The organism is Streptomyces sp. NRRL S-646, from assembly GCF_000720765.1.
Taxonomy (GTDB): Bacteria; Actinomycetota; Actinomycetes; order Streptomycetales; family Streptomycetaceae; genus Streptomyces.
Map to the genome: position 1 here is coordinate 572,990 of NZ_JODC01000008.1, position 24,330 is coordinate 597,319.

A 24,330-nucleotide genomic window follows, 5' to 3' on the forward strand; every position below is an offset into this window, starting at 1 on the left:
CAAGTTGGCCTCAGTAAGGCCGCCTGTGGTGACCTCTTGGTAAACAGTGGCGAAATTGTGACCTCCCAATCCCTGCACAGTTCGAGGCAAGCGCGATCACTTGACGGTCTCGATTAGGCTGGTCACGCTGTGCACAGCAGCAGACTCGGAGGGAAACGGTGGCGACACGACACGAGGAGATCGCCGACGAGCTGCGGCGGGCGATCGACCGTGAGGAGTACACAGTCGGCAGCAGGCTGCCCGCCGAAACGGAACTCGCCGCCCACTACGGCGTCTCGCGCGGCACCGTCCGCCAAGCCGTCGCCGCGCTGACCGCCGAGGGCCTGATCGGCTCCCGCCAGGGCGCCCGCCGGGTCGTCCTGGCCAGCCGCCGCAGCCAGAGCTTCGCCGAACTGCGCAGCTTCGCCCAGTGGGCCCGCGCCATGGGCCGCGAGGCCACCGGCCAGGTTGTGGCCCAGGAGTACCTTCCCGCCACCGCGCAGGACGCCGCCCGTCTCCAACTCCGGGAAGGCACACAGGTGTTGCACGTCCTGCGGGTCCGCGGCCTGGACGGCGAACCGGTCCTCGTCGAGCGCACCGTGTACGCCGACTGGATCTCACCCGCCGTCGAGACGATCGACCCGTACGCCCCGTCCGTCACCCAACTGCTGTACGACAGTACGGGCCTGGTCTTCGCGTACGGCGAGCACGTCATCGACGCGGTCGCGGCGAGCGCGCAGGACGCCGAACTCCTCGGCATCCGCCGCACCAGCCCCCTGCTGCGCGTCCGCCGCGTCACGACCACCCGAGAGGGACGCCCCGTGGAGTGGTCGGACGACCGCTACCGCTCGGACGCCGTGAGCTTCAGCGTGCACAACTCGATAGACAACAACGCGCTGGCCCGCAAGACGGCGGAGTGAGACCTCAGGGAAGCGGCGAGGCGGCGTGCCCGCCCGTGACGCGCAGCAGATCCAGTTTTCCCGCGTCGCTGCTGCCCGCCGCCGCGGTGTAGGTGACCATGCGCAGATCCGCGCCCGGGACGACGAGCACATCGCAGTCGAGGACGATGTCGCCGATCTCGGGATGCCGGACGGTCTTGCGGTCGGTGGTGTGCTCGGCCGTCGCCGCCGTCTCCCACAGGCTTGCGAAAACGGCGGACCTTTCCTTCAACTCCTGTACAAGAAAGCTGAGTTGAGTGTCGGCCGGGTAGCGGGAGAGCGCGTGCTTGAGATCGCCGACGATCGACGCGGCAAAACTTTCGCCGCCGCGTTCGGAGTTGACGGGCCGCATCGCCGCATGGGCTGCTCCGGTGCCGAACACGGCGCGGGCGAGGTTGCGTTCGACGGGCGGCACCGTGGCGGGATCGCCGTGCAGGGCAGACCACATGGCGTTCCACCACACCAGGTTCCAGTCGGCGGCGAACACCCCGATGGGGACGTCGCCCAGCCGTGCGGTCAGCCGCTGGATGCCGGCGGGCACATGGGTGTTGATCGTGGCGTCCTGCGGCGGTAGCAGCCCGGCGCTCCTGTACAACAGGTCGCGTTCGGCCCGCGACAACTGCAGCGCCCGGGTCAGGGCACCGACGACCTGCGCCGAGGGGCTTGTCGCGCGGCCCTGTTCCAGCCGCAGTACGTAGTCCACGGACACTCCGGCCAGCTGCGCGAGCTCCTCGCGACGCAGCCCCGGAGCACGCCGCCCGCTCGTCGCGGTGAAACCGGCATCGGCGGGGGAGAGACGATCGCGCCATCGGTGCAGCAGCGAGCCGAAATCGGAGCGGGAGGCAGCCATGCGCCCCATTGTCTTCGTCCGGGGCGGCGACAGCCTGGGTACTGCCAGTCCTAGTGACGCGGACGGCACTGGCTGACGGCAGTGGCAACGGCGAGTGTGGCCGACATCGCTCGCCGACCGACCAGCGAAGGAGTCAGGCATGCCGTCCACGATCGTGATGACGGGAGCAAGCAGCGGGATCGGCCGCGCCGCCGCGCAACGCATCCTGCGCGAGTCACCGGACACCCACCTCCTGCTCGTCGCCCGTGGCTCCACCGGCGCCCACCTGACGGCCCAACTCGGCACAGGCGGACGCCCGGTCTCGTACGTCACGGCGGACCTCGCCTCCCTCAACAGCGTCCGGTCGGCGGCCGAGGAGATCCGCGCACGCCTCGACGACGGTGAACTGCCGCCGCTGCACGGCTTCGTGGCCAACGCGGGCGTGCAGTACACGAACGCACGCACCGAAACCCCCGACGGATTCGAGGCCACCTTCGCCGTCAACGTGCTCGCCAACCACCTGTTCGTGCGCCGGCTGCAAGGCGACTTCGCCCGCCCCGCCCGCATCGTGATCACCGCCAGCGACACCCACTTCGGCGACTGGAGACACAACCTCGGCATGGTCCCCGGCCCCCTCTGGAACACCCCGGACACCCTCGCCCGCCCGTGCGCCTTCCCCGACCCGGACACCACGACCGCCGGTCGCACCGCCTACTCGACGAGCAAGCTGGCCGCCATCCACCTGGTCCACGAGTACGCCCGCCGCCTGCCGACCGGCATTGACGTCATCGCCTACAACCCGGGCTTCGTCCCCGGCACCGGCCTCGCCCGCAACGCGGGCCCCCTCTCCCGCTTCGCCATGCGCCGCATCCTGCCGGCGCTGACCCTCACCCCCGTCGCCACCAGCCGCACGGTCGCGGGCCGCCACCTCGCCGACCTAGCCCTCGGCACGATCCGCGCACCGACCGGCTCCTACGTCGACCACGCGCGGGTCGCCCGGTCGTCGCAGGAGTCGTACGACCCCCGGCGCGAACGTGAACTGTGGGACGCCGCAGAGCGGTTGGTAGGCTCTCCGGGGTGATCATGGACTGGACAGGGGGGGATCCATGCGGAACCTGGTCACTGCGGTGACGGTCGTGATGACGTGCCTGCTGACAGGGACGGCCGTATCGGCATGCGGCACCGCCGACGAGCGGTCGGCCGACGAGATACTCGACGACGCCAACGACACGATGCGCGGGTTGAAATCCGTCAGGATCGACATGACCACCGAGGCGACCAAGGGCGGCACGGTCACCACCCGCTTCGCGACCGATCTCGACGACCGGTGCAGATCGAAGGTCATCTGGTCCGAGGGCGGCACCCTGGAACAGATCCGGATCGGCACCACGGACTACGTGCGCCCGGACCGCAAGTACCTCCAGAAATGGAACGGCGACACGAGCGTCCGAGGCGATCAGAAACTGTGGTTGAAGTCGCCTGTCGACGAGTCGAAGGACCGCGAGAAGGGGCTCGCCTCCTGTGAACGGCCCTTCGACTCGTTCGGCAAGGCAACGAAGGGCAGAACCACCCGCGTCGACGGCCGGGACGCTCTTTCGGTCACCGTGACCGACAAGGCGGACAAGGGCGGCACGTACACCTTCTACGTGGCCACGGAAGGCAAGCCGTACCTGCTCAAAACCGTCTATGAGGGCACCGAGTACAGCACCACCACATCGTTCCGCGACTTCGACGCACCCCTGGACATCCAGGCCCCGAAGGCGGCCGAGGTGCTGGACAAGAAGGGCCTCACCGACTGACCGGGCGAGCCAGCAGATGGGAGACGTGTTCCCGAACGGCCTCCCACACCACGGAGGGGAGTGAGCCGAGCGCAGTGTCGCCCAGTGCGACGATCGCCTCCTCACTCCAGGCGCTACAGGAGACATCGGCCGTGAGCACGTCGTAGCCGTCGCGGACGGCGACATGCAGGCGGTCGGGTCCGCCGTCATCCGCATGCACCGCGGCGGCGACCACGAACGGCGGCTGCCCGCCCGCGTCGCCGGGCAGCTTGCGGTAGCTGCTGGCGAGTGGTTCACGCCAGTGCAGGCTGAGCAGCAGGTGGTGCTTGGCGAGGACTTCGGCGAGGTCGGTCTCGTAGACCCGGTCCTGGTCGAGCACCGTCGCCCAGGCCTTCAGCACCAGCGCCGCCGGCAGCAGGCAACGCAGTGTGCTGCCGACCAGGTTGCCGCCGACAGTGGCCGTCCGGCGCACGGCTCCCGTCCCCACCGCGGCGGCCGCCCGGCGCAGCACCTCGGGCACGCGCTCGTCGACGGTGTTCAGCACGACGGCGGCGCCCAGCGCCCCGCGCCCGATCACATTGGCCTCCGGCAGGCTGCGCAGCGACATGGCCTGCTCGGGAAATCCGTCGCGCTGCCAGCCGGCCCAGATCAGCGTTGCCCCGCCGACGGGTACGGCTCCCTCGGCGAGGCACTCCTGCGCTTCGGACACGGACTCTGGCAGACGTAGCAGCACGGGAGCCGACCTGCTTTCTCGACGAGTTGGAGCTGACGTGCACGGTTTCTCGGCCACGACAGAGCCGACCTGGCGCATTTTCCCGACCTGCGTGGAGGCGCGTACAGGGCTCACTGATCTACTGCGTGCGCCCCCTCCGCGGCGCCGTCCCGGAGCTTCGGGGGAGGATGAGGTGTCCGGAGTGGAGAGGTGCCGTACTGGTGAGGAACCGTGGGGCAGTGCAGCGCAACGAGTCCGCGCTGATCGTGCGGCACGCGCCGCCCGAAGCCGTGGCTGCGGCGATCGTGACGCTGCACGGCGGCCACGAGCTGAGCCGCCGGACGGCGCACCCCTGGCAGCCGGCCGCGCTCCGTATGCTCCCGGTCCTGCGGGCGGCCGCGGCGGCCTTGCCCCCCGACGTCCTGCTCGGGCAGGTCCACTACCGCTACCAGGGCTGGAACGACGCCGATCCCGCCCACGACGCACTGCAGGCGCTGGACGAACTCCAGCGGCTGGCGGGAACGGTCCCCACCGTCCTCGTAGGGCACTCGATGGGAGCCAGGGCGGCCTTGCGGGCCGCTTCGCACCCGCTGGTGCGTGGCGTGCTGGCGCTGGCACCCTGGTGCCCGCCGCAGGATTCCGCCCGCCACCTCGGCGGCGGGCGGCTGGTGGTCCTGCACGGCGACCGCGACCACGTGACGCCGCCCGCCGAGTCGGCGGACTACGTACGCAGGGCCCGGGAGGCCGGAGCCAGGGCCGGCCTGGTGCTGGTCCGCGGCGGAGACCATGCGATGCTCCGCCGCAGCGGCGACTGGCACCGGGCCACGACCGAGATCGTCGCCCGCATACTGCAGCCGGATCCGGACTCCGAGGGACTGGCCGCGAGGGCCTGCGCGGCGGACGGTGCCGTCTTCCTCTGAACGGGGTGCGCGAAGTCGGCTGCGGTTCGGCCGCGCCCCGAGGGGCGCGGGGCTGTATCGATATGCGGCTCGGCCGCGTGGGCGCGACCAGCCATGACGGCGCCGCAGACGAGGGATGGCGCCGGACGCCGACCGGGCCGTTTCAGCCAGGGCGGACGGTCAGCACGCCCCCTCGTCCTGCCAAGGGCCCCAGTCGGTGGCGGCCGGCGTCTCGTTCTGGGTCCACCACTTGGCCTTCCAATTGTGCTTGTTGTACGAGACCTCGTCACCGGAGGTGTAGACGGCGCTCGAACTCCAGGCGGACTTGCACGCGGTGGGTGTCGGCGTGGGCGTCGGAGTGGGGGTGGGAGTCGAGTCCGGCGGGGTGGCGCCCGCGAACTTCACCGAGTACTTCGCGAAGTCCCAGGAGTTCTGCGCCACGCTGGAGCAAGTGCCGGAGGTGCGCCCGCCGTTGTCGGGCGGGGTGCACTGGCGGTCGCGGTTGAGGGACCAGAAGGTGAAGCGGTCCATGTTGTGGCTGGTGGCGTAGTCCAGCACGGTCTGGAAGTCGGCCTGGGTGAAGATCTCACCGGTGTCGCTGCGACCGTTCATCCCGGAGAAGCCCTCGTGCGCGTAGGCCGTCGCCTGGTCCCAGCCGAACGTCGACTGGAGGATGGAGTTGAAGTTGGTGAGCGCGCTGGTCTGCGAGGCCGCGCCGTTGAAGCCGCCGTCGAAGGGCATGATGGAGAAGTTGTTCGGCGTGAAGCCCTGCGACTTCGCCTCCAGCAGCATCTGCTTGCCGAACCAGCCGGTGCCGTCGGCCGTACCGGCCGTTGTGACGGAGACGTACAGGCCGGGGTTGTTCTGCTGGAGGATCTTCGCAGCGCCGATCTCGTTCTTGATCGCCGCGGTGTTCTCGTACTCCGGTTCCTCCAGGTCGAAGTCGATCGCGTGGAGGCCGTACTTGGTGATGACCTGCTGGTAGGCGGCCGCCGTCGCCGCCGCGTCCGAGCACACCTGACCGAGCTTCGTGCCGCCGTACCCGCCGATGGAGACGGACACGTCGCCGCCCTTGCCGCGGATCGTGTTGATGACGGACTGGACGGCCGTGTCCGAGGACACGGGGGCGGTGCCTCCCCAAGTGGGCGAGCAGCCACCGCCGTTGGGGGCGAGGACAAAGGCGAGCTGGAAGGCCTTGAGACCGGTGGCGTCCATGATGGCGGCGGGGTCCGGGGGGTCGTTGTCCAGCGGCATCAGGTACGGGGCGGCCGCGTACCAGCGGTTGCTGAGCGCGGCGGTCGCGCCCGAGGCGTGGCCCGCTGTCAGGGCTGTGGTTCCTGCGGCGGTGAGTCCGACGGCGGCGGCTGCGCCCAGGCATGCACGAAGACGTCTCACGGTGTGCCTCCGATGGGGGTGGGGGAGTGCCCCAGCTTCCTGCCGGACCGTGACCGCGTCCATGCTTTGGACTAGACCAAACAGCTTCTTGGTCTAGACCATGCCATTCCTTTGCCTTGTACCTGTCAGGTTCGAGGGTGGGTCTTGTGCGTTATAGCCGGTGTGGGGTATTTCGTCGTCTGTGAGCTACTACGACCTCGGCAGTCACGGCCGGCGGGTGACGACTTCGTCGCCCGAGGCGCAAATGTGGTTCGACCGCGGACTGAACTGGACCTTCGCCTTCAACCACGAAGAGGCCGTGCGCTGCTTCGAGGCCTGCGCCTCGGCGGATCCCGACTGCGCCATGGCCGACTGGGGCATGGCCTATGCGCTCGGCCCCAACTACAACAAGCCCTGGGAGTTCTTCGACGAACAGGACCTGGCCCGGACGGTGCAGCGCACCCACGCCGCGGTGCAGCGCGCACACGCCAAGGCGGGCCGGGCCACCCCCGTCGAGCAGGCCCTCGTCGGCGCCCTGCGCGCCCGATATCCGCAGGAGCGGGCACCGGCCGTCGAGGAGTGTTCCGTGTGGAACACCGCCTATGCAGACAGCATGCGGGCCGTCCACGGACTGGCCCCCGACGACCTCGACGTGGCCACCCTGTACGCCGACGCCCTGATGAACCTCACTCCCTGGCAACTATGGGACATCCGCACCGGCACACCTGCCCTGGGTGCGCGCACCACCGAGGCCAGGGCGGTGCTGGAACAGGCGCTCGCCACGGAGGCGGGCACGCTCCACCCGGGCCTGCTGCACATGTACATCCACCTCATGGAGATGTCACCGACCCCCGAAGCCGCCCTGCCGGCCGGTGACCGGCTGCGCGGTCTGATGCCGGACGCCGGACATCTGCAGCACATGCCGTCGCATCTGGAAGTGCTCTGCGGCGACTACCGTCGGGTCGTCTCCGACAACACCACGGCGATCGAAGCCGACGAGAAGTTCCACGCCCGGGCCGGAGCGATGAACTTTTACACCCTGTACCGGTGCCACAACCTCCACTTCAAGATCTACGGAGCGATGTTCCTCGGCCGCTACCGGGACGCGATCGACACGGTGCACCGGCTCGAGGCGGCCGTGCCCGAGGAACTGCTCCGGGTGCAGAGCCCGCCCATGGCGGACTGGCTGGAGAGCTTCCTCGCGATGCGGGTGCATGTGCTCATCCGCTTCGGCCGGTGGGGCGACATCCTCGCCCTTCCGATGCCCGCCGATGTACGCCTGTACTGCGTGAGCACGGCGATGCTGCACTACGCCCGCGGTGTCGCGTTCTCCGCCACGGGCCGGATCGACGAGGCCGAGGCCGAGCGGCGGCTCTTCCGCGACGCGGTCGCCCGGGTCCCCGAGACCCGCATGCTGTTCAACAACACCTGCGCGGACATCCTCGCGATCGCCGCTGCGATGCTGGACGGAGAGCTGGACTACCGCAAGGGGAACCACGACGCCGCGTTCGCGGCCCTGCGCCGGTCGATCGAGCTGGACGACGGTCTTCCCTATGACGAACCCTGGGGCTGGATGCAGCCCACCCGGCACGCCTACGGGGCACTGCTCCTCGAACAGGGCCTGGTCGCGGAGGCCGAGGCCGTCTACCGGGCCGACCTGGGCCTCGACGGCACCCTGCCGCGCGCACAGCAGCACCCCGCCAATGTCTGGGCCCTGCACGGCTTCCACGAGTGCCTCGTGCGGCTCGGCAAGGACGGCGAGGCGCAGATCGTGGCCCAGCAGCTGAAGATCGCCACGGCAACGGCGGACGTACCGATCGAGGCGTCCTGCTGCTGCCGACTGGAGACCCGCCCGGGTTAGCGCCCTACGGCCGGGCGCCAGGCCGTGACTCGGCCACCTCGTCGTAGTACGACTCGGCCGAGGGGCCGAGGATCTCGTGGGCCTCGAGGAACATGTCGTGCGCCTCGTGGCCCACCCAGCCCGCCGGGAGGAGCTCGGTGGGCAGATCCGGGTCGCGGAAGGGGAACTTGCGGTAGTCGTAAGTCAGCCGCATGCGCTCCACCAGCGCCTCCTCGGGGCTCAGCGCCCCGGCCCGGTATGACGGCATCCGGACGCGGTACGTGCGCAGCAGCTCCCGGTAGTCCTCGTTGAGCGCGGCAAGATCCCAGCTGCGGGCCGCCATCTCGCGGTCGACCGGCAGCCCGCCGGACTGACAGCGCAGTGTGTCCAGGCGTACGGCCGGCTCGTCCGCGAACCTCTCCCGCACCTGCTGCAGCCGGTCGTGCGGACAGACGTAGGTGGACGGTGCGAGCGGGCCGAAGCCCAGCCAGGCCAGTTCCTTGCGGATGTGGTCGCGTACGGCGCGCTCGGACTCGGGCACCGAGTAGATGACCATGTACCAGTGCCGGTCCCAGTCGGACGGTGCCCGGTCGAAGATCCGTGAACGGCCCTCGTCGAGGAGCTGCAGGCTGCGCTTGTTGAGCGCGTAGAGCGTCTCCCGGCCCTCGCGCCGGACGTCGAACCAGCCCTCCTTGCGCAGGCGCGCCAGCACCACCCGCACCGTGCTCTCGCCGACACCGAAGCAGCCCATCAGTGTGCTGAGGGTGCGCAGCCGGGCGGCGCCGCCGCGGTAGCGGACGTAGTCGCCGAACAGGTCGAAGACGATCGATCGTGGCTTCACGAAACTGACTATGTCACACGGACGGCCGTCGTGAGGATGACCGATCGAGCCGAGGAATGCACTGAGGTGCAGGGTTTTTACCGCTTCGAGGCGAACGCGGAAGTGCAACAAATTATTGACGCTCGTGGATCTATTGACACAGGATGCTTTCGGGCCTGAGTCTGGGCCTGTACTCGAGGTGGAGGCAGGAGCCATGGTTTCTCGGATCGCTTGCGTGGGAGGCGGCCCCGGCGGGCTGTTCTTCGCGGCGCTGGTCAAGCAGGCCGATCCGTCGGTCGAGGTGACGGTCTTCGAGCGCAACCGCGCCGAGGACACCTTCGGCTTCGGCGTGGTGTTCTCGGACGCCACGCTGGCCGCGATCCACGCGGCGGACCCCGTCCTGCGCACGGCTCTCGCCGAGTACGGCCGGCACTGGGACGACATCGAGGTACGGCTGAAGGGGCAGCGGATCCGCTGCGGCGGCAACGGCATGGCCGCCATCACCCGCAAGACCCTGCTTCAACTGCTGCACCGGCGTGCCGAGGAGGTCGGGGTCGAACTCCGCTTCAGCCACGAGGTCCCCGCGGACCCTGCCGAACTCGCCGGCTACGACCTGATCGTGGCCGCCGACGGGGCGAACTCCCGCTTCCGCGATCGGCTCGCCGACGTGCTGGTGCCGGAGGTGGAGGTCGCGACCGCGAAGTTCATCTGGTTCGGCACGGACTATCTCTTCGACGGCCTGACCTTCGTGCACGAGCACGGCCCGCACGGCACCTTCGCCGTCACGGCTACCCCATCAGCGACCGCGTCAGCACTTTCATCGTGGAGACCGACGAGGAGTCCTGGCGCAGGGCGGGGCTGGACCAGTTCGACACCGCGCAGCCGCCCGGCCCGAGCGACGAGAAGAGCAAGGCGTATCTGGAGAAGCTCTTCGCCGAACAGATCGACGGCCGCGAACTGCTGGTCAACAACTCCCGCTGGGGCAACTTCCGCACCCGGCGCACCCACCGCTGGCACAGCGGCAACGTCGTCCTGCTGGGCGACGCCGCCCACACCGCGCACTTCTCCGTCGGCTCCGGAACGAAGATGGCCATGGAGGACGCCGTCGCCCTCGCCGACAGTCTCCTCGGCCATCGCGACGACCTGCCGAGCGCCCTGGAGGCCTACGAGGCGGCCCGCCGCCCCTCGGTGGAGAAGATCCAGAACTCCGCACGGCCGAGCCTTTCCTGGTGGGAGCACTTCGGGCGCTACCACGACGCGTTCGAGCCGACGCAGTTCGCCTTCCACTTCATCTCCCGCAGCATCGGCAAGGAACGGATCGCGCGCCGCGATCCCGGCTTCGTCGACCAGGTCGTACGCGACTGGCGGGCCACGCACGACGGCCACCTACCCCTGGACACGCCACTGCAGCTGGGCGAGCGGGAGTTCACCGGGCGGAGCCTGACCGGCGCCGACCTCGCAGCACTGCGCACCGAGGAGGACCTGTGGCTCACCGCACCCGACAGCGAGGATCGACTCCCGCAGATCTACGACCAGTTGGCCGACGCCCTGACCGGTGACACACCCCCGGAACTGGTCGCCGTACAGGGCGGAATCCCGCTCACCCGGTCGCTGCTCGCCGAACAGGCCCGGCTGGTGCACGGAGTGCCCGCGCTGATCATGGAGGACGGGCTGGACGAGGACCGGGCCGAGACGCTGCTGCTGTCCGGACGCGCCGACCTGGTGGGACGGGAGCAGACATGAGCACGAACCTGACCCCGCTGTTCGCTCCCGAGGGCGTGGTGGTGATCGGCGCCTCGCGGCAGAGCGGAAAGCTGGGCGCCGCCATGGCCCGCTCGCTGGGCCCCTTCTCCGGCGCCCGGGCCCTGGTCAACGCCCGGCGTCCGGAGCCCGGCGAGGGCGTGTATGCCTCCGTCGCCGAAGCCGCCGCACACACCGACGCACCGCTCGACCTGGCCGTCCTGTGCGTCCCCGCGGCCGGCTGCGCGGACGCGCTGGCCGAGGCGGCCGCGGTCGGCTGCCGTGCCGCACTGGTCTGCGCCGGCGGCTTCGGCGAGGCCGGTGAGGAGGGCCTGGCGTATGCGGAGGCGCTGTACCGCGTCGCCCGGGAGACCGGGGTGCGGCTGCTCGGACCCAACACCTCCGGGTTCTTCGCCCCCCACCTGGGCCTGACGGCCAGCTTCGTGCCGGCGGCCGGGCAGCTTCCGGCCGGGGAGATCGCGGTGGTCGCCGCCAGCGGCGGCGTCAACCACGCTCTCGCCTTCGACCTGGTCGCCGCCGGAAACGGGATCAGCCTCGGCGTCGGCATCGGGGCCGGCCTCGACGTCACCGCCGCGGACGTCCTGGAGCACCTCGCGGGCGACGCCCGTACGACGGGCGTGGCGCTGCACCTGGAGACGGTTCCCGACGGGCCGCGGCTGGTGGAGGCCGTACGGCTGGTCTCCGCCGTGAAACCGGTCGTGGCCCTGGTCGTCGGCCGTACGGACGTCGGGGACTTCGCCCGGTCGCACACCGGAGCGCTCGCCACCTCCTGGCGCACGACACGGGCCGCGCTACGGCAGGCCGGAGCCGTGGTGGTGGACGACGAACGCGAACTGGTGGACGCCCTCACGGCCCTCTCCCGCATCCAGCTGTGCCCCGACCCGGATCCGGGGCTCGGTCTCGTGACCGCTCAGGCCGGGCCCGGTCTGCTGATCGCCGACCGGGCGGGCTCCGACGGCATCCGTATGCCGGAGCTGGCCGACACCACCCAGGGTGCCCTGCGCGAACTGCTGCCCCCGCTCACCTACCAGCGCAACCCGGTCGACACCGGCCGGCCCGCCGAGACCTTCGCCCGTGTACTCGCCGCCACGGCCACGGATCCCGAGGTGGACCTGCTGGCCGTCTACGCCCTCACGGAGCCCGACAGCGTCGACCTCGCCTCGGCCGCGCAGGACGCCGGGCTCGGCGCGGACTCCCCGGCCGTGGTGATCGTCGGAGGTCTGCCCGAGGATGTCGCCGAACAGCGGGCACGGCTGCACAAGGCCGGGATTCCGGCACTGACCGGACCGGCGTCCGCCACCAATGCCGTACGGGCCCTGGTGACACATGCCCGGCAACGGGCCGTGCCCACCCAGGCAGCCGGGCAGGAACCGGCCGTCTCGGTGCCGTCCGGGCCGCTTGACGAGGACGCCGCAAAAACCTTCCTCACGGAACTGGGCATCCGCACCCCCGAACGCGTCGCCTGCGCCGACCGCGCCGACGCCCACCACGCCCTGCACCTGCTGGGCGGGCCCGTCGCCGTCAAGGTGCTCGACGCCGCGATCCTGCACAAGACGGAGATCGGCGGAGTCCACCTGGGCGTACGCACCCCCGGTGAACTCGACGCGGCGCTCGACGCCATCGGACCCGACCGCCGCTACCTGGTCGAGGCCATGGCGCCGCCCGGCGTCGACCTGGTGCTCGGCGTGCGCCGCGACCCCGTCTTCGGGCCGGTCGTCCTCGCCGGGCTGGGCGGCACGGCCGCCGAAGCACTCGCCGACGTCGCGATCCGGCTCGCCCCGCTCTCCGTCGACGAGGCCGCCGGAATGCCCGACGACCTGGCCGCCCGCGCCCTGATCGACGGCTGGCGCGGCGGGCCGCAGCTCGACCGCGCCGAGTTCGGACGGGCCGTGTCCGCGCTGGCCGCCGCCCTCGCCGCGAGCCCCCGCACCGCCGAGATCGAGATCAACCCGCTGCGTCTCACCGCCGACGGACTGATCGCCCTCGACGCCGTGATCGTCCCCACCGCTGCACCCGCCCAGGACCGCTGAGGAGACCGAACATGCCCAGGCCGAGCAGCAAAGGCGCTGTGCCCTGGCCCGAGGAGTACGCCGGGCGCTACGCCGACAAGGGCTACTGGGAGGGCCACGCGATCGGCGACCGGCTCCACACCGTCGCCGACGCCACTCCCGACGCCGTCGCGCTCGTCGACGGCGACCGGCGGCTGACGTACCGTCAACTCGCTGAGCGGGCCGACGCGGTGGCACTGCGGCTGGCCGCACTCGGGCTCCGCCCGGACGACCGGCTGGTGGTGCAGCTCCCCAACACCGCCGAGTTCGTGATCCTCACCTACGCCTGTCTGCGTCTCGGTGTCATCCCGGTGATGGCGCTGCCCGGACACCGCAGACACGAGGTCGGCCATCTGGTCGAGCACAGTGAGGCCGTCGCCGTGGCCGTCCCCGATGTCCTCAAGGGCCACGACCACCGGGCAATGGCGTTCGAGATCGCGGCGGACTCGCCGACGCTCCGGCACGTCCTCGTCCTCGGCGACAAGGTCGGCGACGATGCCGTGGACCTGCGGGAGCTGTGCACCGCACCCGCTACCGCCGGGGACCGGGCCGCCGTTGACGCCTACCGGCCCCACAGCCGCTCGATCGCCGTGTTCCTGCTCTCCGGCGGCACCACCGGACTGCCCAAACTCATCGCCCGCACCCACGACGACTACGTCTACAACGCCCGACGCAGCGCCGAAGTCTGCGCGTTCGGCTCCGACACCGTCTACTTCGCCGCCCTCCCGCTCGGCCACAACTTCCCCCTCGCCTGCCCGGGCCTGCTCGGCACCCTGCTCAACGGCGGCCGCGTGGTCCTCGGCTCGCCCAACCCCCAGAAGGCGTTCCCGCTCGTCGAACGCGAGAGTGTCACCGCGACCGCCCTGGTCCCGGCCATCGCCCAGCGCTGGCTGGACCACCACCAGGAACACCCCGGCAGCGACCTGAGCTCCCTGCGGGTCCTGCAGGTCGGCGGTTCCCGGCTCGCCGACCACGTCGCCCGCCGGGTGCGTCCCGAACTGGGCTGCACCCTCCAGCAGGTGTTCGGCATGGCGGAGGGCCTCCTCAACTACACCCGCCTGGACGACCCGGAAGACATCATCTGCACGACCCAGGGACGCCCCATGTGCGAGGACGACGAACTCCTCGTCGTCGACGAACTCGGCAACCCCCTCCCCGACGGGACCCCGGGAGTGCTGCTCACCCGCGGCCCGTACACCCCGCGCGGCTACTACCGCGCCCCGGAGCAGAACACCCGCGCCTTCACCGACGACGGCTGGTACCGCACCGGCGACATCGTGCGGCTGCGGCCCGACGGCAACCTCGTCGTCGAGGGCCGCGACAAGGACATGATCATCCGGGGCGGGGAGAACATCTCCGCGGAGGAGATCGAGAACTTCGCCTACCAGACGCCCGGCGTGGCCCGCGCCGCCGCCGTGGCGATGCCCGACGCCCGGCTCGGCGAGCGCGTCTGCCTCTACGTCGTCCCGGAGCCGGGCCACACGGTGACCCTCGACGACATCCACCACGTCATGGAGGGCGCGGGCGTCGCCCGCTTCAAGTTCCCGGACCGGCTGGTGACCGTCCCCGAACTCGCCGCCACCAAGGTCGGAAAGATCGACAAGAAGGCCCTGCGCGCCGACATCGCACACCGCCTGAACGTGGAAGGAACCCCGGATGCCCGGTGACTCCGTGGCAGCCCCTCCACCCGCACTTCCCCCTCGATCAAAGGAGATCGACATGAGCGAGACCTTCGTCCTGGTGACCGGCGCCTGGCACGGCGGCTGGGCCTGGCGCCCCGTGGCGAACGAGCTGAGGGCGGCCGGGCACCAGGTGCACACCCCGACCCTGGCCGGGCTGGGCGCCGACGACGACCCACGCGGCGTGACCCTCACCGACTGTGTGAACAGCCTCGTGGAGTACGTCGAACGGGCCGGGCTGACCGACATCACCCTGGTCGGACACAGCTGGGGCGGATACGTCCTGACCGGCGCCGCGCCCGAACTCGCCGCCCGGATACGGCGGCTGGTGTTCTGGAGCGCGTTCGTGCCGCAGGACGGCGAGTCGCTGATCGACGCATGCCCGCCGCACTACGGCGAGATGTTCCACGCCCTGGCAGCCGCCTCTAGCAACGACACGGTGACGCTGCCCCTGGAGGTCTGGCAGCAGGCGTTCATGCAGGACGCCGGTGAGGAGACCCAGCGGACCGTGCACTCCCTGCTCGTGCCGCAGCCCCTGGGCACCTTCACCGAGAAGCCGGACACGACGGCGTTCACCGCGCTCGACATCCCCACCGCCTACATCCTCTCCACCGAGGACCTCTCCCTTCCCGGTGACTGGGCATGGGCCGGCCGCTTCCCGCAGCGCCTGAAGAACCCGCTGGTCATAGAGGCGCCCGGCAGCCACGAAGGGTGCTTCACCCGCCCGCCGAACTGGCCGACGCGTTCGTCCGGGCCTGCGCCGCGTAGCACGGCCCCTGCGGCCCGCAAAGGCGTCCGACCGCCCGGCACCCACCTGTCGGACACCTTGGGTCGGGTGTCCCGCCGCAGCCTGTCGTCGCTGCCGGCGCCGGGTCCGGGCGGCCCTCTGGACACCGCCCCGGCCCGCCGGACAGACCCGAGCACGACCCGCGGCGGTCCCGGCCGCATGCTCCCGCACTGCCGGACGCCGCCGAGTCCGCCCGAACACCCGGAGATGCAAAGGCAGTTCAGGCCACCTGCTGCGGCCTCACCGGGGTCGGCTCGGGTCGCTTCGCCGTGAATCCGTCTCCCGGCACATGACCGCGCAGCCGCCGCCACAGCCAGGGCCCGACATGGTCCACGGCCCAGCGCACATCGGCCCCCACGGCACGCAGCACCGGGACCGGTGACCGCGGAGGCAGAGGCTCGGCCCAGTCGTCGTGGCCCGGCATTCCGAACGTGTGGGCCATTCCGGAGGCGATCCGGGCGTGTCCGGTCGGACTCGCATGCAGCCGGTCGTCGCTCCACAGCCGCGGGTCGGCCGTGAACGGATGCGGGAACACGTCCAGGACGGCGACCCCGTGCCGTGCCGCGAGCACCCGCACACGCGCGTTGAGGTCGAGGATCCGGGGCCGTACCCGGCGTGCGACCGGTGACACCTTGCCCAGGTCCGGGAAGGTCATGGTGGCGACGCGCGCGCCCGCCGCGGTCAGCCGGGCGAACGTCTCCTCGATGTTCGCGGCGACCGCCTCGGGGTCGTAGCGCGGCCGTACGACATCGTTCATGCCCGCCGTCACCGTCACCAGGTCAGGGTGCAGCGCGAGCGCCGGACCGAGTTGATCGGCCCTGATCTGCGTGCTGGTCTTTCCGCGGACGGCGAGATTGGCGTACGTGAGATTCGGTTGGGTCCGCGCGAGGATCTCGGCGAACCGGTCGGCCCAGCCGCGGGGCCCGCCCGCCGGCCCCGGATCGCCGACGCCCTCCGTCAGACTGTCGCCGATCGCGACGTAACGCAGATACGGGTGGGAGACGGTCATGCCGCGTGAGTCTATCTTCGGTTCACCCGGAGTTCAGACCTGCACGGTCGACCCGCGTTCCCGCATCCGCGGCGCACACAGCACCCGCTTCCTGCGCACCCGCTTGCCCTCGATCGCGGCAACCGTCAGCCGCGCCGCCTCGGCCGCGATCTCGCTCAGCCCCCAGTCCACCGTGGTCAGCGGCGGTGTGAGCACCCGCGACACCGGATGGTCGTCGAAGCCGACCACGGAGACGTCCCGGCCCACCTCCAGGGAGTCCTCCGCCGCGGCCGCATACACCCCGTACGCCAGCGAGTCCGAGAAACAGAACACAGCCGTCGGTGAGTGCGCACCCTGCAGCACGCGCCGCGCCACCGCCGTCGCCTCGCCCAACTCCTGTGGACAGGGCACCAGTTCGGCCCGCAGCCCGAGTCGATCGGCCGCCTCGCCCACATACACGTCGGCCGGCCGGTCCGGTGTGCTGGGCCGGGTCGGGGTCAGGACGGTGACCCGGCGGTGTCCCAGTTCGTGCAGATACTCCAGTACGGCGTCGATGCCGGCCCGGTTGTCGAAGATGACCTGGCCGGCGGTGCGGGCCCGGCTCAGCGAGTCGCCGACGGCCACCACCGGCAGTGCGTCCGCGATATCGGCCCAGCCCTGTGCCGAGGGATCCACGGGAGACACCAGCAGCGCGTCGACCCGCTGGTCGCGCAGCTGCTTGGCAAGCACCAGCTCGCGGTCGGGGTCCCCGCCCGCGTCCAGGATCAGCGCGTAACGGTCGCCGGCGAGGAGTTCCCGGCCGATGGCGGCCATCAACTGCTGCTGCCACAGGTCCTGGAGGTCGCCCGCGAGGACGCCGACCATGCTGGTACGACCGCTGGCCAGGGCGCGCGCGATGGGATCGGCCTCGTAACCCAGCTCGGCCGCGGCCCTGCGCACCCGCTCCTCGGTCTCCTTGGAGACGTGTTTGCCGCGCAGGGCGTAGGAGACGGCTGCGGTGGAGAGGCCCGTGGCCTCGGCCACCTCCCGGAGGGTGGTGCGCTTGTTGGGGCTGGCCATGCCGGGAAGCCTACCGGGGCGCCCCCGCATTGTGGCCACACCGCCCCGCCCGCAGCCCGGAGACCGTTGACACAGCTCCTTGTTAAGCGGTTAAGTTAAGCGCATCAGTGAAACGCTTAACACCGCACTGCTCAGCGAGGACCGCCGCGTGCCCACCGACGTCCACCAACACATCTGGCCGCCCGCCCTCATCGAGCTGCTGCGCTCCCGCACGACCCCTCCGTACCTCGACGGCTGGGCCCTGCACCTGGCCGGCGAACCGCCCTACGCAGCCGACCCGGCCGACCACGACATCGCGGCCCGCACCCGGCTCGCGGCCGCCGACGGTCTCGACCTGGCCCTGGTGTCCCTGTCCAGCCCCCTCGGCATCGAACATCTGCCGCCGGCCGAGGCCGCCCCCCTGCTGACGGCGTTCCACGACGGCGCCCTCGCCCTCCCGGCACCCTTCGCCGTCTGGGCCTCCCCGTGCCTGACGGCACCGGACCCCGAGGCGGTGGAACGCGAACTGCGCCGCGGCTGCGTCGGCCTTCAACTCCCCGCCACCGCCCTCCTCGACGCGGCGGGCTGGGCACACTGCGCCCCCCTCCTCGACGTGCTCACCGGTCACGACAAGCCCCTCTTCGTCCACCCCGGCGCGGCCCCGCCCGCCGACGGCACCCCGCCGTGGTGGCCGGCCCTGGTCCCGTACGTGCAGCAGCTGCACGCCTCCTGGTTCGCCTTCCGCGCCTTCGGCCGCGCCCGCCACCCGGCCCTGCGCGTCTGCTTCGCCGCCCTCGCGGGCCTCGCCCCCCTGCACGGGGAACGGCTCGCCGCGCGCGGCGGCGGACGCGGCGAGATCGACTTCGACGTGTTCTACGAGACCTCCTCCTACGGCAGCCGGGCCGTCGACGCACTCGTCCGCGCCGTCGGCATCGACGTGGTCGTCAGCGGAAGCGACCGCCCCTACGCCCCGCCCGTCGTCCCCGACCTCGGCGCGGACGCCGCCGTCCATGCCCTGCGCACCGCCAACCCCGCCCGCCTGCTGCACGGCCGCACCTGAACCACCGCGCCCCGTGCCGGACGCACCCTGAAAGGAGCCACACCCATGACGTACGAGTCCCTGCCCGAGCGGACCCTCGACAAGCGCGAACTCCAGGCACTCGTGACGGACCTCGCCGCCCGCCCGGACCTCTGGCGCGCCCATGTGGCCTTTTCCGACCACGAGCGACACTACGCATCCCTGTACCGCGACGCCTACGTCGACGTCTGGCTGCTGTGCTGGACCCGGCAGAACGACACCGGCTGGCACGACCACGACCTCTCCGCCGGCGCCGTCACCGTCGTACAGGGCGCGCTCGAGGAGTCCACCCCGCGCATCGGCGGCAGCCATCTGCGCGTCACCGTCGACGCCGGCACATCGTTCTGCTTCGGCCCCGAGCACATCCACCGCCTCACCGGCGCCACCGACGACGCCGTCTCCATCCACGCCTACTCCCCACCGCTGTGGCGCCTGGGCCAGTACGACATCTCAGCGGACGGCCTGATGCGCCGCATGTCCGTCTCGTACGCGGACGAGCTGCGACCCCTGGACACTCCGGCTGCCTGAGGGGGCGCGCAAGTCCGGGCTGAGAAGCACGAGTTCGTGCTTGCGGAGGAGCGCTCGCGACGCGCCGGGGGAACTGCGAAGGGCCCCGTTCCGCAGGGCTCACCCAATCGGCCGCGCTCGGAGCGAAATTGGCCGCAGGGGTGTGCAAGGTGGCTGCATGAACACAACGCAGGGGAACAACCCCATTCGCCCCGGTCGCGCCAACAAGATCGCTTTCCGCCTTCCGCGAATATTCGCGGTGAGTGCCGTGCTGGGCATAGCCTGCGCGGCCGGGACGGCGACCGCCGCCTCCGCCGCTGACGCGACGCCCGCCGTGCAGCTCACCGCAAAGACGACCGCTGCCGAGCCGAGCTCGGCACAAGGCCACGGTGCGGGAAGAGGTCACCGTGGCCATGGTGGTGGTGACGACGACGGCGACAACGAGTGCAACGGCCTGATCGTCCTCCTCTGCGTCTGACCATCGGCGGCAGGGCCACCACCCACGGGGCGGCCGGGAAGAGGGACTGGTCCCTCTTCCCGGCCGCCCTTGCCACGGCGCATGCGCGATGGCGGAAGTTCGGGATCCCCTGTGATCCTGCCGTGGGCCAGTCAGCTGGTCCGGGGCAGCTGCGGGCCTGTGCCGTCCTCGGTGAAATCCTGGTAGACGGCAGGCAGTTCGGCCCGTCCCGTCACGTTGAGCTTGCGGTAGATGCGGGTCAGATGCTGTTCGACCGTACTCACGGTGACACACAGCTGGTCGGCGATCTCCCGGTTGGAGTGCCCCCAGGAAGCCAGCGACGCGACCCGGCGTTCCGCTGCGGTCAGCGGATCCTCCGCCTCCTCGGCAGGTGGCACAGGGGAGGCGTCCGCCTCAGTGCTCAACAGGGAGCGGTGCAGGGGCGCGGCGCCGCACTGCTCGGCCAGCCGCAGCGCCTGGTACAGCGCCTGCCGGGCGGGACCGGTCTCGCCGACGGCCCGCTGGGCGGAGCCGAGTGCCGCGAGTGACCGGGCGAGTTCCAGCCGGTCTCCGGTCAGCCTCTGGAGCGTCACGGCGTTGTTGAGAATCGCCACCTTGCGCCGCGGATCGGCGAGGTCGGCGAGCAGACGCAGCGCCACTCCCCGAGGGGCCGTCCGCATGGTCGAGTCGGGTTACGCCTCACCGGACGCGGTGGACGACGCCATGACCCTCGGCTGTTCGCACCCGATGGGCCCGCTCCGCCTCGCCGACCTCATCGGCCTGGACGTCGTCCTGTCGATCTCCGAGTCCCTGTACGCAGAGTCCTGCGATCCGAACCACAGCGCACCGCCGACGCTCCGCCGCCTGGTCGAGGCCGGCCTTCTCGGCCGCAAGACGGGCCGGGGTTTCCACTCGTACCAGCAGAGCGGGCCGCGATGAAGGCAGTGGGGTGAGACGCAGAAGGTTCTCGCCCCGCTATGGGTGATGCGGGTGCACCTGGACCTCGCCCTGCCACTGGAGAGCCTGCGGTGACCGCGGCGATGCGTTCGGAGTGCCGGTCCCGGGGCACCCAGCGCTTCGCCGCACACCCCGCGGAGCGCTTAGTGTCGTCGTCATGGCAGATGACTCCCTGCGCTCCATCACCGTCGAGCGAACCAGTACCGGACACTTCGTCGCAACGAACGCCCGCGGCGGCACGATCAGTTTCGGGACCGGTTCCGAACCCGAGGGGGAGGACGAATTCACCCCGGTGGAGTTGCTGCTCGCCGCGCTCGGCGGCTGTACGGCGGTCGACGTCGACATCGCCACCAGCCGCCATGCGGAGCCGACCAGGTTCTCCGTCGCGGTGACCGGCAACAAGATCAATGACGAGCTCGGCAACCGGATGACCGATCTCCAGGTCACCTTCTCCGTCGCCTTCCCGGACGGCGAGGGCGCGGACCGGGCCCGCGCGATTCTTCCCCGGGCCGTCAAGACCTCCCACGACCGGCTCTGCACGGTCAGCCGCACGGTCGAGACCGGCACACCCGTCACCGTGGCGGTCGAGGAGGCCTGACCCCACCTCACGTAACTGCGACGACACGACCGGAAGGGCTCAGACCCCGGTGACGACGCCGACCTGCTTGCCCTTGTGGAAGGCGGGGCCGCCGGAGTCGCCCGGCTCGGTGTCAGCGCTGAGCTTCTTGGTCCAGATGGTCCGGCCGCTGATGTCGTCGTGCCTGACGCCGGTCACGCGGACGGTGGCCCTGCGCCGGTTCTTGGGGTGCTTGCCGAACAAGCCGTAACCGTGGATGTTCACGACGGCGCCCGTGCACGCCTCGGCGAGGGCCTCTACTCGGCCGGTCCGTTCGGGCAGGTTGGTACAGCGGGCCCAGCATCAGCACCGCGTCGTAGGCGGCGTTGGGGCGGGCAGTTCACGGGCGTCCCGAGGCGGGCGGTGACTCCGGGGATTCGGGCGGAGCCACTCCGCGTGCACCCCGCTGCCGCCGCCGACGTCGAGCACGCGCGCCGCGGGCAGCAGCCGCCGCAGCACGTCCTGCGTACGCCAGAACTCCAGCCGCCCGGCCGCGGCTCCGCCCTTCCTGAGCCGGGCGTCCTCCTTGCCCTGGGCGTAGTAGGCGAGGATCTCCTCGCGCATGGCGGTGTGTTGCGCGTTCAGATACCGTGAATGTGCCGAGTCGTGGGCCGACTTGATGCGCGACTGCGCCCGTCGTCGCACGTGCGCCCCGGTTCCGGCGGTCGGGGACGGCGCCCTGGGCTTCTGGGCAGGCACTGGCCGAGGTGTTCCCCGCATCCGAGCTGAGGTGCTGCAGCGACCCGGCGCGGCCGACGGCCGGCCGGTCGTCTCGTGGTGGCCGGGCTGCACGTGCCGTGTGGTGAGGGTGGCAGGCAAAGGCAACGAGACCGTGCCCACCGCCCTGGTGGCGGGCCGATCACACGTCAACTCCGATCCTGCACTGCATGTCTACGCGAACAGCTCACGTGACCGCACGGGCCCTCTTCACTCCGGGCCGGAATCAGCTGCGTCATCGACCGTCCGGGCCCGGCTCGGGGCTTCGCGGTGTCGGGTCTGTCGCAACGTGTACAACTCGTCGAGGTCGTACTCCGCGCGCTGTGCGGTGCCAAGACGGGTGAGCTTTCCTCGACTGGCCCATTTCCGGATGGTCGCCGACGAGACCCCCATGGCCAGGGCCGCCAGTTCGGTCGGTACGGTGCGCTTGCCTCCCCCGGTGGTCACGGCCGGATCCCGGCAGATTGCCGCGGACCGGCGAGCAGCAGCCAGTCGTGTGGCCGGCCGGCGCGGACCTCCCGGGAATGGGTGGAGGAGAACGCCGACGCCTTCCGGGCCGAGGGCACGAAGGCCCCCGCGGGCGCCGCGGGCGATGACGCCCTGGCCCTGCTGTGGGAGTGGGTCTACGACCCACTCACCGCGGAGATTCTGGCGAGCCTGCCGATCGGGCGGAACTGGCGCTGCCTGGACGTGGGGGCAGGGTCGGGCTCCATGTCGTACTGGCTGGCCGCACAGGCCGACCAGGGCTCGGTGATCGCCCTCGACACCGACATCCGTCGGTTGGACGCGCGGCGCGCGCCGAACCTGACGGTAGTGCGCCAGGACGTCGCGGAGGCCGAGTTCGAGCCGGACTCGACCGACCTCATCCTGGCCCGGGCCGTGTTCGAGCACCTGCCCAAGGCCGAGGAGACGTTCGAGCGGGTGGTGCGCTGGCTGGCGCCGGGCGGCTGGATCCTGCTGGAGGACTTCTACTTCCTGCCCAGCGAGCACGCCGTCAGCCCTGCCGCACGGGCGTTGATCGGCGCGTACTTCGCCGGCTGGAAGGCCGTGGGCGCGGACATGCACTGGGGCCGCAGGCTGCCGTCGACGTTCGCCAGGGCGGGACTGACCTCGGTCGAGATGCGGGTGGCCCCGTTGGGTCCGGGACAGGACGAACTGGACAGCGAACTGATCCGGTTGAGGATGAAGCTCCAGGGCCCCTCGATGATCGAGCAGGGAGTGGTGAGCGCCGAGAACCTCGAGGCGTTCGTGGCGGGCCTCGACGACCCGCGCGACCGTGACGTCACCATGCTGCGGTTCTGCGTCTGGGGTCAGAAGCCCGAGCGGTGAATGTCCGGGGCGGGGCCGGGAGCCCGAGCGGTGCGGCACACCGGCGCTGGGCGAGTTGACGTCGACCGGGCCCCACGTCTCCCGCCCGCCTTCCTTCGCCCGGTGTCCTGTTTCCGTCGGCGCGCGGCTTCCCCCGTAGGACAGTCGGTGCACCGACCGCCGACTGGGGCACGGCGAGTCCGTCCCCGCCCACCGCACACGTATGAGGAGAGTGCCGACTTGCTCGTCGTCCAGGTAAACCGATTCGGGCCCCCCGAGGTTCTGACGCCACCGCAGGCGCCCGACCCCGTGGCCGGTGAGGGACAGACGGTGATCGACGTCACGGTCGCCGACATCCTCTTCATCGAGACCCAGGTCAGGAACGGCTGGGGCCGGGAGTTCTTCTCGGTGGAGCCGCCCTACGTACCGGGCGACGGCGTGGCCGGGCACGTGCGTGCGGTCGGCCCGGGTGTCGACCCCGTGTGGGTGGGCCGACGGGTGGCCGCCCACGCCGGTGGTTACGGAGGCTATGCCGAGCAGGTCGTCGTACCGGTCGAGGCTCTGATCCCCGTCCCGGACGGGCTGGAGCTGCCGCAGGCCGCCGCGCTCCTCAACGACGGCACGACCGCGCTGACGGTTTTCGAGGCCGCCGAGGTCACCAAGGACGACCAGGTCCTGATCACGGCGGCGGCCGGAGGGCTCGGCAGCCTGCTGGTCCAGTTGTCGCACGTGGCCGGCGCCCGCACCATCGCCGCGGCGCGCGGCGAGCGCAAACTGGCCACTGCCCACGAGCGCGGTGCCGATGTCCTCGCCGACTACTCCGACCCCGACTGGACCACACGGGTGCGGGAGGCGACAGGCGGCCGGGGCGTCGATGTCGTCTTCGACGGCGTGGGCGGGGCGGTCGGCCGAGCCGCCTTCGAACTCACGGCGCCGGGCGCCCGGTTCTCCGTGCACGGCGCGCCCAGCGGTTCTTTCACCGATGTCGACACGCGGGCCGCACAGGAGCGGGGTGTGCGGCTACGCGGCATCCAGGATGTGCAACGTTCCGCCGAGGACCGGCGGCGGCTGGCGACGCAGGCTGTCGAAGCGGCGGCCCGCGGCGAGTTGCGGCCACTCATCGGACAGACCTTCCCACTGGCACAGGCCGCCGCGGCGCACCGGGCACTGGAGGCCCGAGAGGTGATCGGTAAGGCCCTGCTCCTGCTGCCCTGACCCAC

The 24,330-nt window shown here is 71.1% G+C and carries 24 protein-coding genes and 3 pseudogenes; 17 read left to right on the forward strand and 10 right to left on the reverse strand.

Translation table 11 applies throughout. The features are described from left to right. The first annotated feature begins 158 nt into the window (after positions 1–158). Positions 159–899, forward strand: coding sequence for a GntR family transcriptional regulator (locus IH68_RS0122675; RefSeq protein WP_030938108.1), 741 nt, complete (start codon positions 159–161; stop codon positions 897–899). A 4-nt stretch (positions 900–903) separates the two neighbouring features. On the opposite strand, the gene IH68_RS0122680 is transcribed toward IH68_RS0122675, so the two are convergent. Continuing rightward, entirely contained in the window at positions 904–1,767 is an 864-nt protein-coding gene (locus IH68_RS0122680; protein WP_037885026.1) for a helix-turn-helix transcriptional regulator, read from the reverse strand. A 139-nt stretch (positions 1,768–1,906) separates the two neighbouring features. Between IH68_RS0122680 and IH68_RS0122685 the strand changes: the two genes are divergently transcribed. After that, positions 1,907–2,827 (forward strand): SDR family NAD(P)-dependent oxidoreductase, encoded by a 921-nt coding sequence (locus IH68_RS0122685; RefSeq protein WP_030938112.1) that lies wholly within the window; start codon positions 1,907–1,909, stop codon positions 2,825–2,827. Between the two features lie 25 nt (positions 2,828–2,852). After that, positions 2,853–3,545, forward strand: a complete 693-nt coding sequence (locus IH68_RS0122690; protein ID WP_030938114.1) for a LolA family protein — start codon at positions 2,853–2,855, stop codon at positions 3,543–3,545. Here IH68_RS0122690 and IH68_RS0122695 read toward each other — a convergent pair. After that, positions 3,535–4,257, reverse strand: a complete 723-nt coding sequence (locus tag IH68_RS0122695) for an FAD binding domain-containing protein (RefSeq protein WP_030938116.1) — start codon at positions 4,255–4,257, stop codon at positions 3,535–3,537. The genes IH68_RS0122690 and IH68_RS0122695 overlap by 11 nt on opposite strands. Positions 4,258–4,475: 218 nt before the next feature. Between IH68_RS0122695 and IH68_RS0122700 the strand changes: the two genes are divergently transcribed. Beyond that, entirely contained in the window at positions 4,476–5,156 is a 681-nt protein-coding gene (locus IH68_RS0122700; RefSeq protein ID WP_037885027.1) for a dienelactone hydrolase family protein, read from the forward strand. A 159-nt stretch (positions 5,157–5,315) separates the two neighbouring features. On the opposite strand, the gene IH68_RS0122705 is transcribed toward IH68_RS0122700, so the two are convergent. Continuing rightward, complete coding sequence (locus tag IH68_RS0122705) at positions 5,316–6,530, reverse strand: chitinase (RefSeq protein ID WP_030938120.1); 1,215 nt, start codon at positions 6,528–6,530, stop codon at positions 5,316–5,318. Between the two features lie 181 nt (positions 6,531–6,711). On the opposite strand from IH68_RS0122705, the gene IH68_RS0122710 reads away from it, so the two are divergent. Further along, a complete protein-coding gene (locus IH68_RS0122710) occupies positions 6,712–8,370 on the forward strand; it encodes a hypothetical protein (protein ID WP_030938122.1) in 1,659 nt (552 codons plus the stop codon). 4 nt (positions 8,371–8,374) lie between these two features. Here the strand turns inward: IH68_RS0122710 and IH68_RS0122715 are convergent, their stop codons facing one another. Both IH68_RS0122715 and IH68_RS58170 read right to left on the reverse strand, forming a co-directional pair. After that, on the reverse strand, positions 8,375–9,190 hold the full coding sequence (locus tag IH68_RS0122715; RefSeq protein WP_030938124.1) for a PaaX family transcriptional regulator C-terminal domain-containing protein: 816 nt from the start codon (positions 9,188–9,190) through the stop codon (positions 8,375–8,377). A 130-nt stretch (positions 9,191–9,320) separates the two neighbouring features. Beyond that, the gene (locus IH68_RS58170; protein WP_234341490.1) at positions 9,321–9,929 is read right to left on the reverse strand and encodes a hypothetical protein; all 609 of its coding nucleotides are present in this window, start codon (positions 9,927–9,929) and stop codon (positions 9,321–9,323) included. Between the two features lie 62 nt (positions 9,930–9,991). Here IH68_RS58170 and IH68_RS58175 point away from each other — a divergent pair, with 62 nt between their 5' ends. From IH68_RS58175 to IH68_RS0122735, 4 genes are read left to right on the forward strand one after another with little or no spacing between them, the layout of a single operon-like run. Then, positions 9,992–10,912 (forward strand): FAD-dependent monooxygenase, encoded by a 921-nt coding sequence (locus IH68_RS58175; RefSeq protein WP_234341494.1) that lies wholly within the window; start codon positions 9,992–9,994, stop codon positions 10,910–10,912. Beyond that, complete coding sequence (locus IH68_RS0122725; protein WP_037885029.1) at positions 10,909–12,960, forward strand: acetate--CoA ligase family protein; 2,052 nt, start codon at positions 10,909–10,911, stop codon at positions 12,958–12,960. Before IH68_RS58175 ends, IH68_RS0122725 begins: the two co-directional genes overlap by 4 nt. A gap of 11 nt (positions 12,961–12,971) precedes the next feature. Then, complete coding sequence (locus IH68_RS0122730; RefSeq protein WP_030938130.1) at positions 12,972–14,645, forward strand: (2,3-dihydroxybenzoyl)adenylate synthase; 1,674 nt, start codon at positions 12,972–12,974, stop codon at positions 14,643–14,645. A gap of 52 nt (positions 14,646–14,697) precedes the next feature. Continuing rightward, a complete protein-coding gene (locus IH68_RS0122735; RefSeq protein ID WP_107057511.1) occupies positions 14,698–15,717 on the forward strand; it encodes an alpha/beta fold hydrolase in 1,020 nt (339 codons plus the stop codon). Here IH68_RS0122735 and IH68_RS0122740 read toward each other — a convergent pair. Both IH68_RS0122740 and IH68_RS0122745 read right to left on the reverse strand, forming a co-directional pair. Continuing rightward, positions 15,665–16,453, reverse strand: coding sequence for an SGNH/GDSL hydrolase family protein (locus IH68_RS0122740; protein WP_030938134.1), 789 nt, complete (start codon positions 16,451–16,453; stop codon positions 15,665–15,667). The two genes, IH68_RS0122735 and IH68_RS0122740, sit on opposite strands and share 53 nt — an antisense overlap. 33 nt (positions 16,454–16,486) lie before the next feature. Then, entirely contained in the window at positions 16,487–17,491 is a 1,005-nt protein-coding gene (locus tag IH68_RS0122745) for a LacI family DNA-binding transcriptional regulator (protein ID WP_030938136.1), read from the reverse strand. A gap of 148 nt (positions 17,492–17,639) precedes the next feature. On the opposite strand from IH68_RS0122745, the gene IH68_RS0122750 reads away from it, so the two are divergent. The 3 genes from IH68_RS0122750 (at position 17,640) to IH68_RS56440 (ending at position 19,533) form a co-directional block, all read left to right on the forward strand. After that, positions 17,640–18,530: a hypothetical protein gene (locus IH68_RS0122750; RefSeq protein ID WP_030938138.1), complete on the forward strand. Its 891-nt coding sequence runs from the start codon at positions 17,640–17,642 to the stop codon at positions 18,528–18,530. 45 nt (positions 18,531–18,575) lie between these two features. After that, positions 18,576–19,076 carry a cysteine dioxygenase gene (locus IH68_RS0122755; RefSeq protein WP_030938140.1) on the forward strand — a complete coding sequence of 167 codons (501 nt, stop codon included), beginning with the start codon at positions 18,576–18,578 and terminating at the stop codon, positions 19,074–19,076. Between the two features lie 157 nt (positions 19,077–19,233). Beyond that, entirely contained in the window at positions 19,234–19,533 is a 300-nt protein-coding gene (locus IH68_RS56440; protein ID WP_159403709.1) for a hypothetical protein, read from the forward strand. Between the two features lie 131 nt (positions 19,534–19,664). Here IH68_RS56440 and IH68_RS58180 read toward each other — a convergent pair whose 3' ends face one another. After that, entirely contained in the window at positions 19,665–20,192 is a 528-nt protein-coding gene (locus IH68_RS58180) for a helix-turn-helix transcriptional regulator (protein ID WP_078912556.1), read from the reverse strand. On the opposite strand from IH68_RS58180, the pseudogene IH68_RS58185 reads away from it, so the two are divergent. Beyond that, positions 20,182–20,451, forward strand: a pseudogene (locus IH68_RS58185) (3-hydroxyacyl-CoA dehydrogenase family protein); the annotation flags it as partial. The gene IH68_RS58180 and the pseudogene IH68_RS58185 sit on opposite strands and share 11 nt — an antisense overlap. 175 nt (positions 20,452–20,626) lie before the next feature. Continuing rightward, complete coding sequence (locus tag IH68_RS0122770; protein ID WP_030938146.1) at positions 20,627–21,067, forward strand: OsmC family protein; 441 nt, start codon at positions 20,627–20,629, stop codon at positions 21,065–21,067. Between the two features lie 39 nt (positions 21,068–21,106). On the opposite strand, the pseudogene IH68_RS59840 reads toward IH68_RS0122770, so the two are convergent. Next, a pseudogene (locus tag IH68_RS59840) lies at positions 21,107–21,649 on the reverse strand (trypsin-like serine protease). A 22-nt stretch (positions 21,650–21,671) separates the two neighbouring features. Between IH68_RS59840 and IH68_RS59845 the strand changes: the two are divergent. Next, a pseudogene (locus IH68_RS59845) lies at positions 21,672–21,819 on the forward strand (IS256 family transposase); the annotation flags it as partial. 193 nt (positions 21,820–22,012) lie between these two features. Here IH68_RS59845 and IH68_RS58190 read toward each other — a convergent pair. Next, entirely contained in the window at positions 22,013–22,249 is a 237-nt protein-coding gene (locus tag IH68_RS58190; protein ID WP_078912575.1) for a hypothetical protein, read from the reverse strand. An 81-nt stretch (positions 22,250–22,330) separates the two neighbouring features. On the opposite strand from IH68_RS58190, the gene IH68_RS53355 reads away from it, so the two are divergent. Both IH68_RS53355 and IH68_RS53360 read left to right on the forward strand, forming a co-directional pair. After that, positions 22,331–23,131: a class I SAM-dependent methyltransferase gene (locus IH68_RS53355; protein ID WP_051833649.1), complete on the forward strand. Its 801-nt coding sequence runs from the start codon at positions 22,331–22,333 to the stop codon at positions 23,129–23,131. 288 nt (positions 23,132–23,419) lie between these two features. Continuing rightward, positions 23,420–24,325, forward strand: a complete 906-nt coding sequence (locus IH68_RS53360; protein ID WP_234341498.1) for a zinc-binding dehydrogenase — start codon at positions 23,420–23,422, stop codon at positions 24,323–24,325. Positions 24,326–24,330 lie beyond the last annotated feature (5 nt).

What these genes read in the sequence shown, in the direction of transcription:
- IH68_RS0122680 (WP_037885026.1), bottom strand. Translation starts at nt 1,767, where the DNA reads ATGGCTGCCTCCCGCTCCGATTTCGGCTCGCTGCTGCACCGATGGCGC.
- IH68_RS0122685 (WP_030938112.1), top strand. Translation starts at nt 1,907, where the DNA reads ATGCCGTCCACGATCGTGATGACGGGAGCAAGCAGCGGGATCGGCCGC.
- IH68_RS0122690 (WP_030938114.1), top strand. Translation starts at nt 2,853, where the DNA reads ATGCGGAACCTGGTCACTGCGGTGACGGTCGTGATGACGTGCCTGCTG.
- IH68_RS0122725 (WP_037885029.1), top strand. Translation starts at nt 10,909, where the DNA reads ATGAGCACGAACCTGACCCCGCTGTTCGCTCCCGAGGGCGTGGTGGTG.
- IH68_RS0122730 (WP_030938130.1), top strand. Translation starts at nt 12,972, where the DNA reads ATGCCCAGGCCGAGCAGCAAAGGCGCTGTGCCCTGGCCCGAGGAGTAC.
- IH68_RS0122735 (WP_107057511.1), top strand. Translation starts at nt 14,698, where the DNA reads ATGAGCGAGACCTTCGTCCTGGTGACCGGCGCCTGGCACGGCGGCTGG.
- IH68_RS0122740 (WP_030938134.1), bottom strand. Translation starts at nt 16,453, where the DNA reads ATGACCGTCTCCCACCCGTATCTGCGTTACGTCGCGATCGGCGACAGT.
- IH68_RS0122745 (WP_030938136.1), bottom strand. Translation starts at nt 17,491, where the DNA reads ATGGCCAGCCCCAACAAGCGCACCACCCTCCGGGAGGTGGCCGAGGCC.
- IH68_RS0122755 (WP_030938140.1), top strand. Translation starts at nt 18,576, where the DNA reads ATGACGTACGAGTCCCTGCCCGAGCGGACCCTCGACAAGCGCGAACTC.
- IH68_RS56440 (WP_159403709.1), top strand. Translation starts at nt 19,234, where the DNA reads ATGAACACAACGCAGGGGAACAACCCCATTCGCCCCGGTCGCGCCAAC.
- IH68_RS58180 (WP_078912556.1), bottom strand. Translation starts at nt 20,192, where the DNA reads ATGCGGACGGCCCCTCGGGGAGTGGCGCTGCGTCTGCTCGCCGACCTC.
- IH68_RS0122770 (WP_030938146.1), top strand. Translation starts at nt 20,627, where the DNA reads ATGGCAGATGACTCCCTGCGCTCCATCACCGTCGAGCGAACCAGTACC.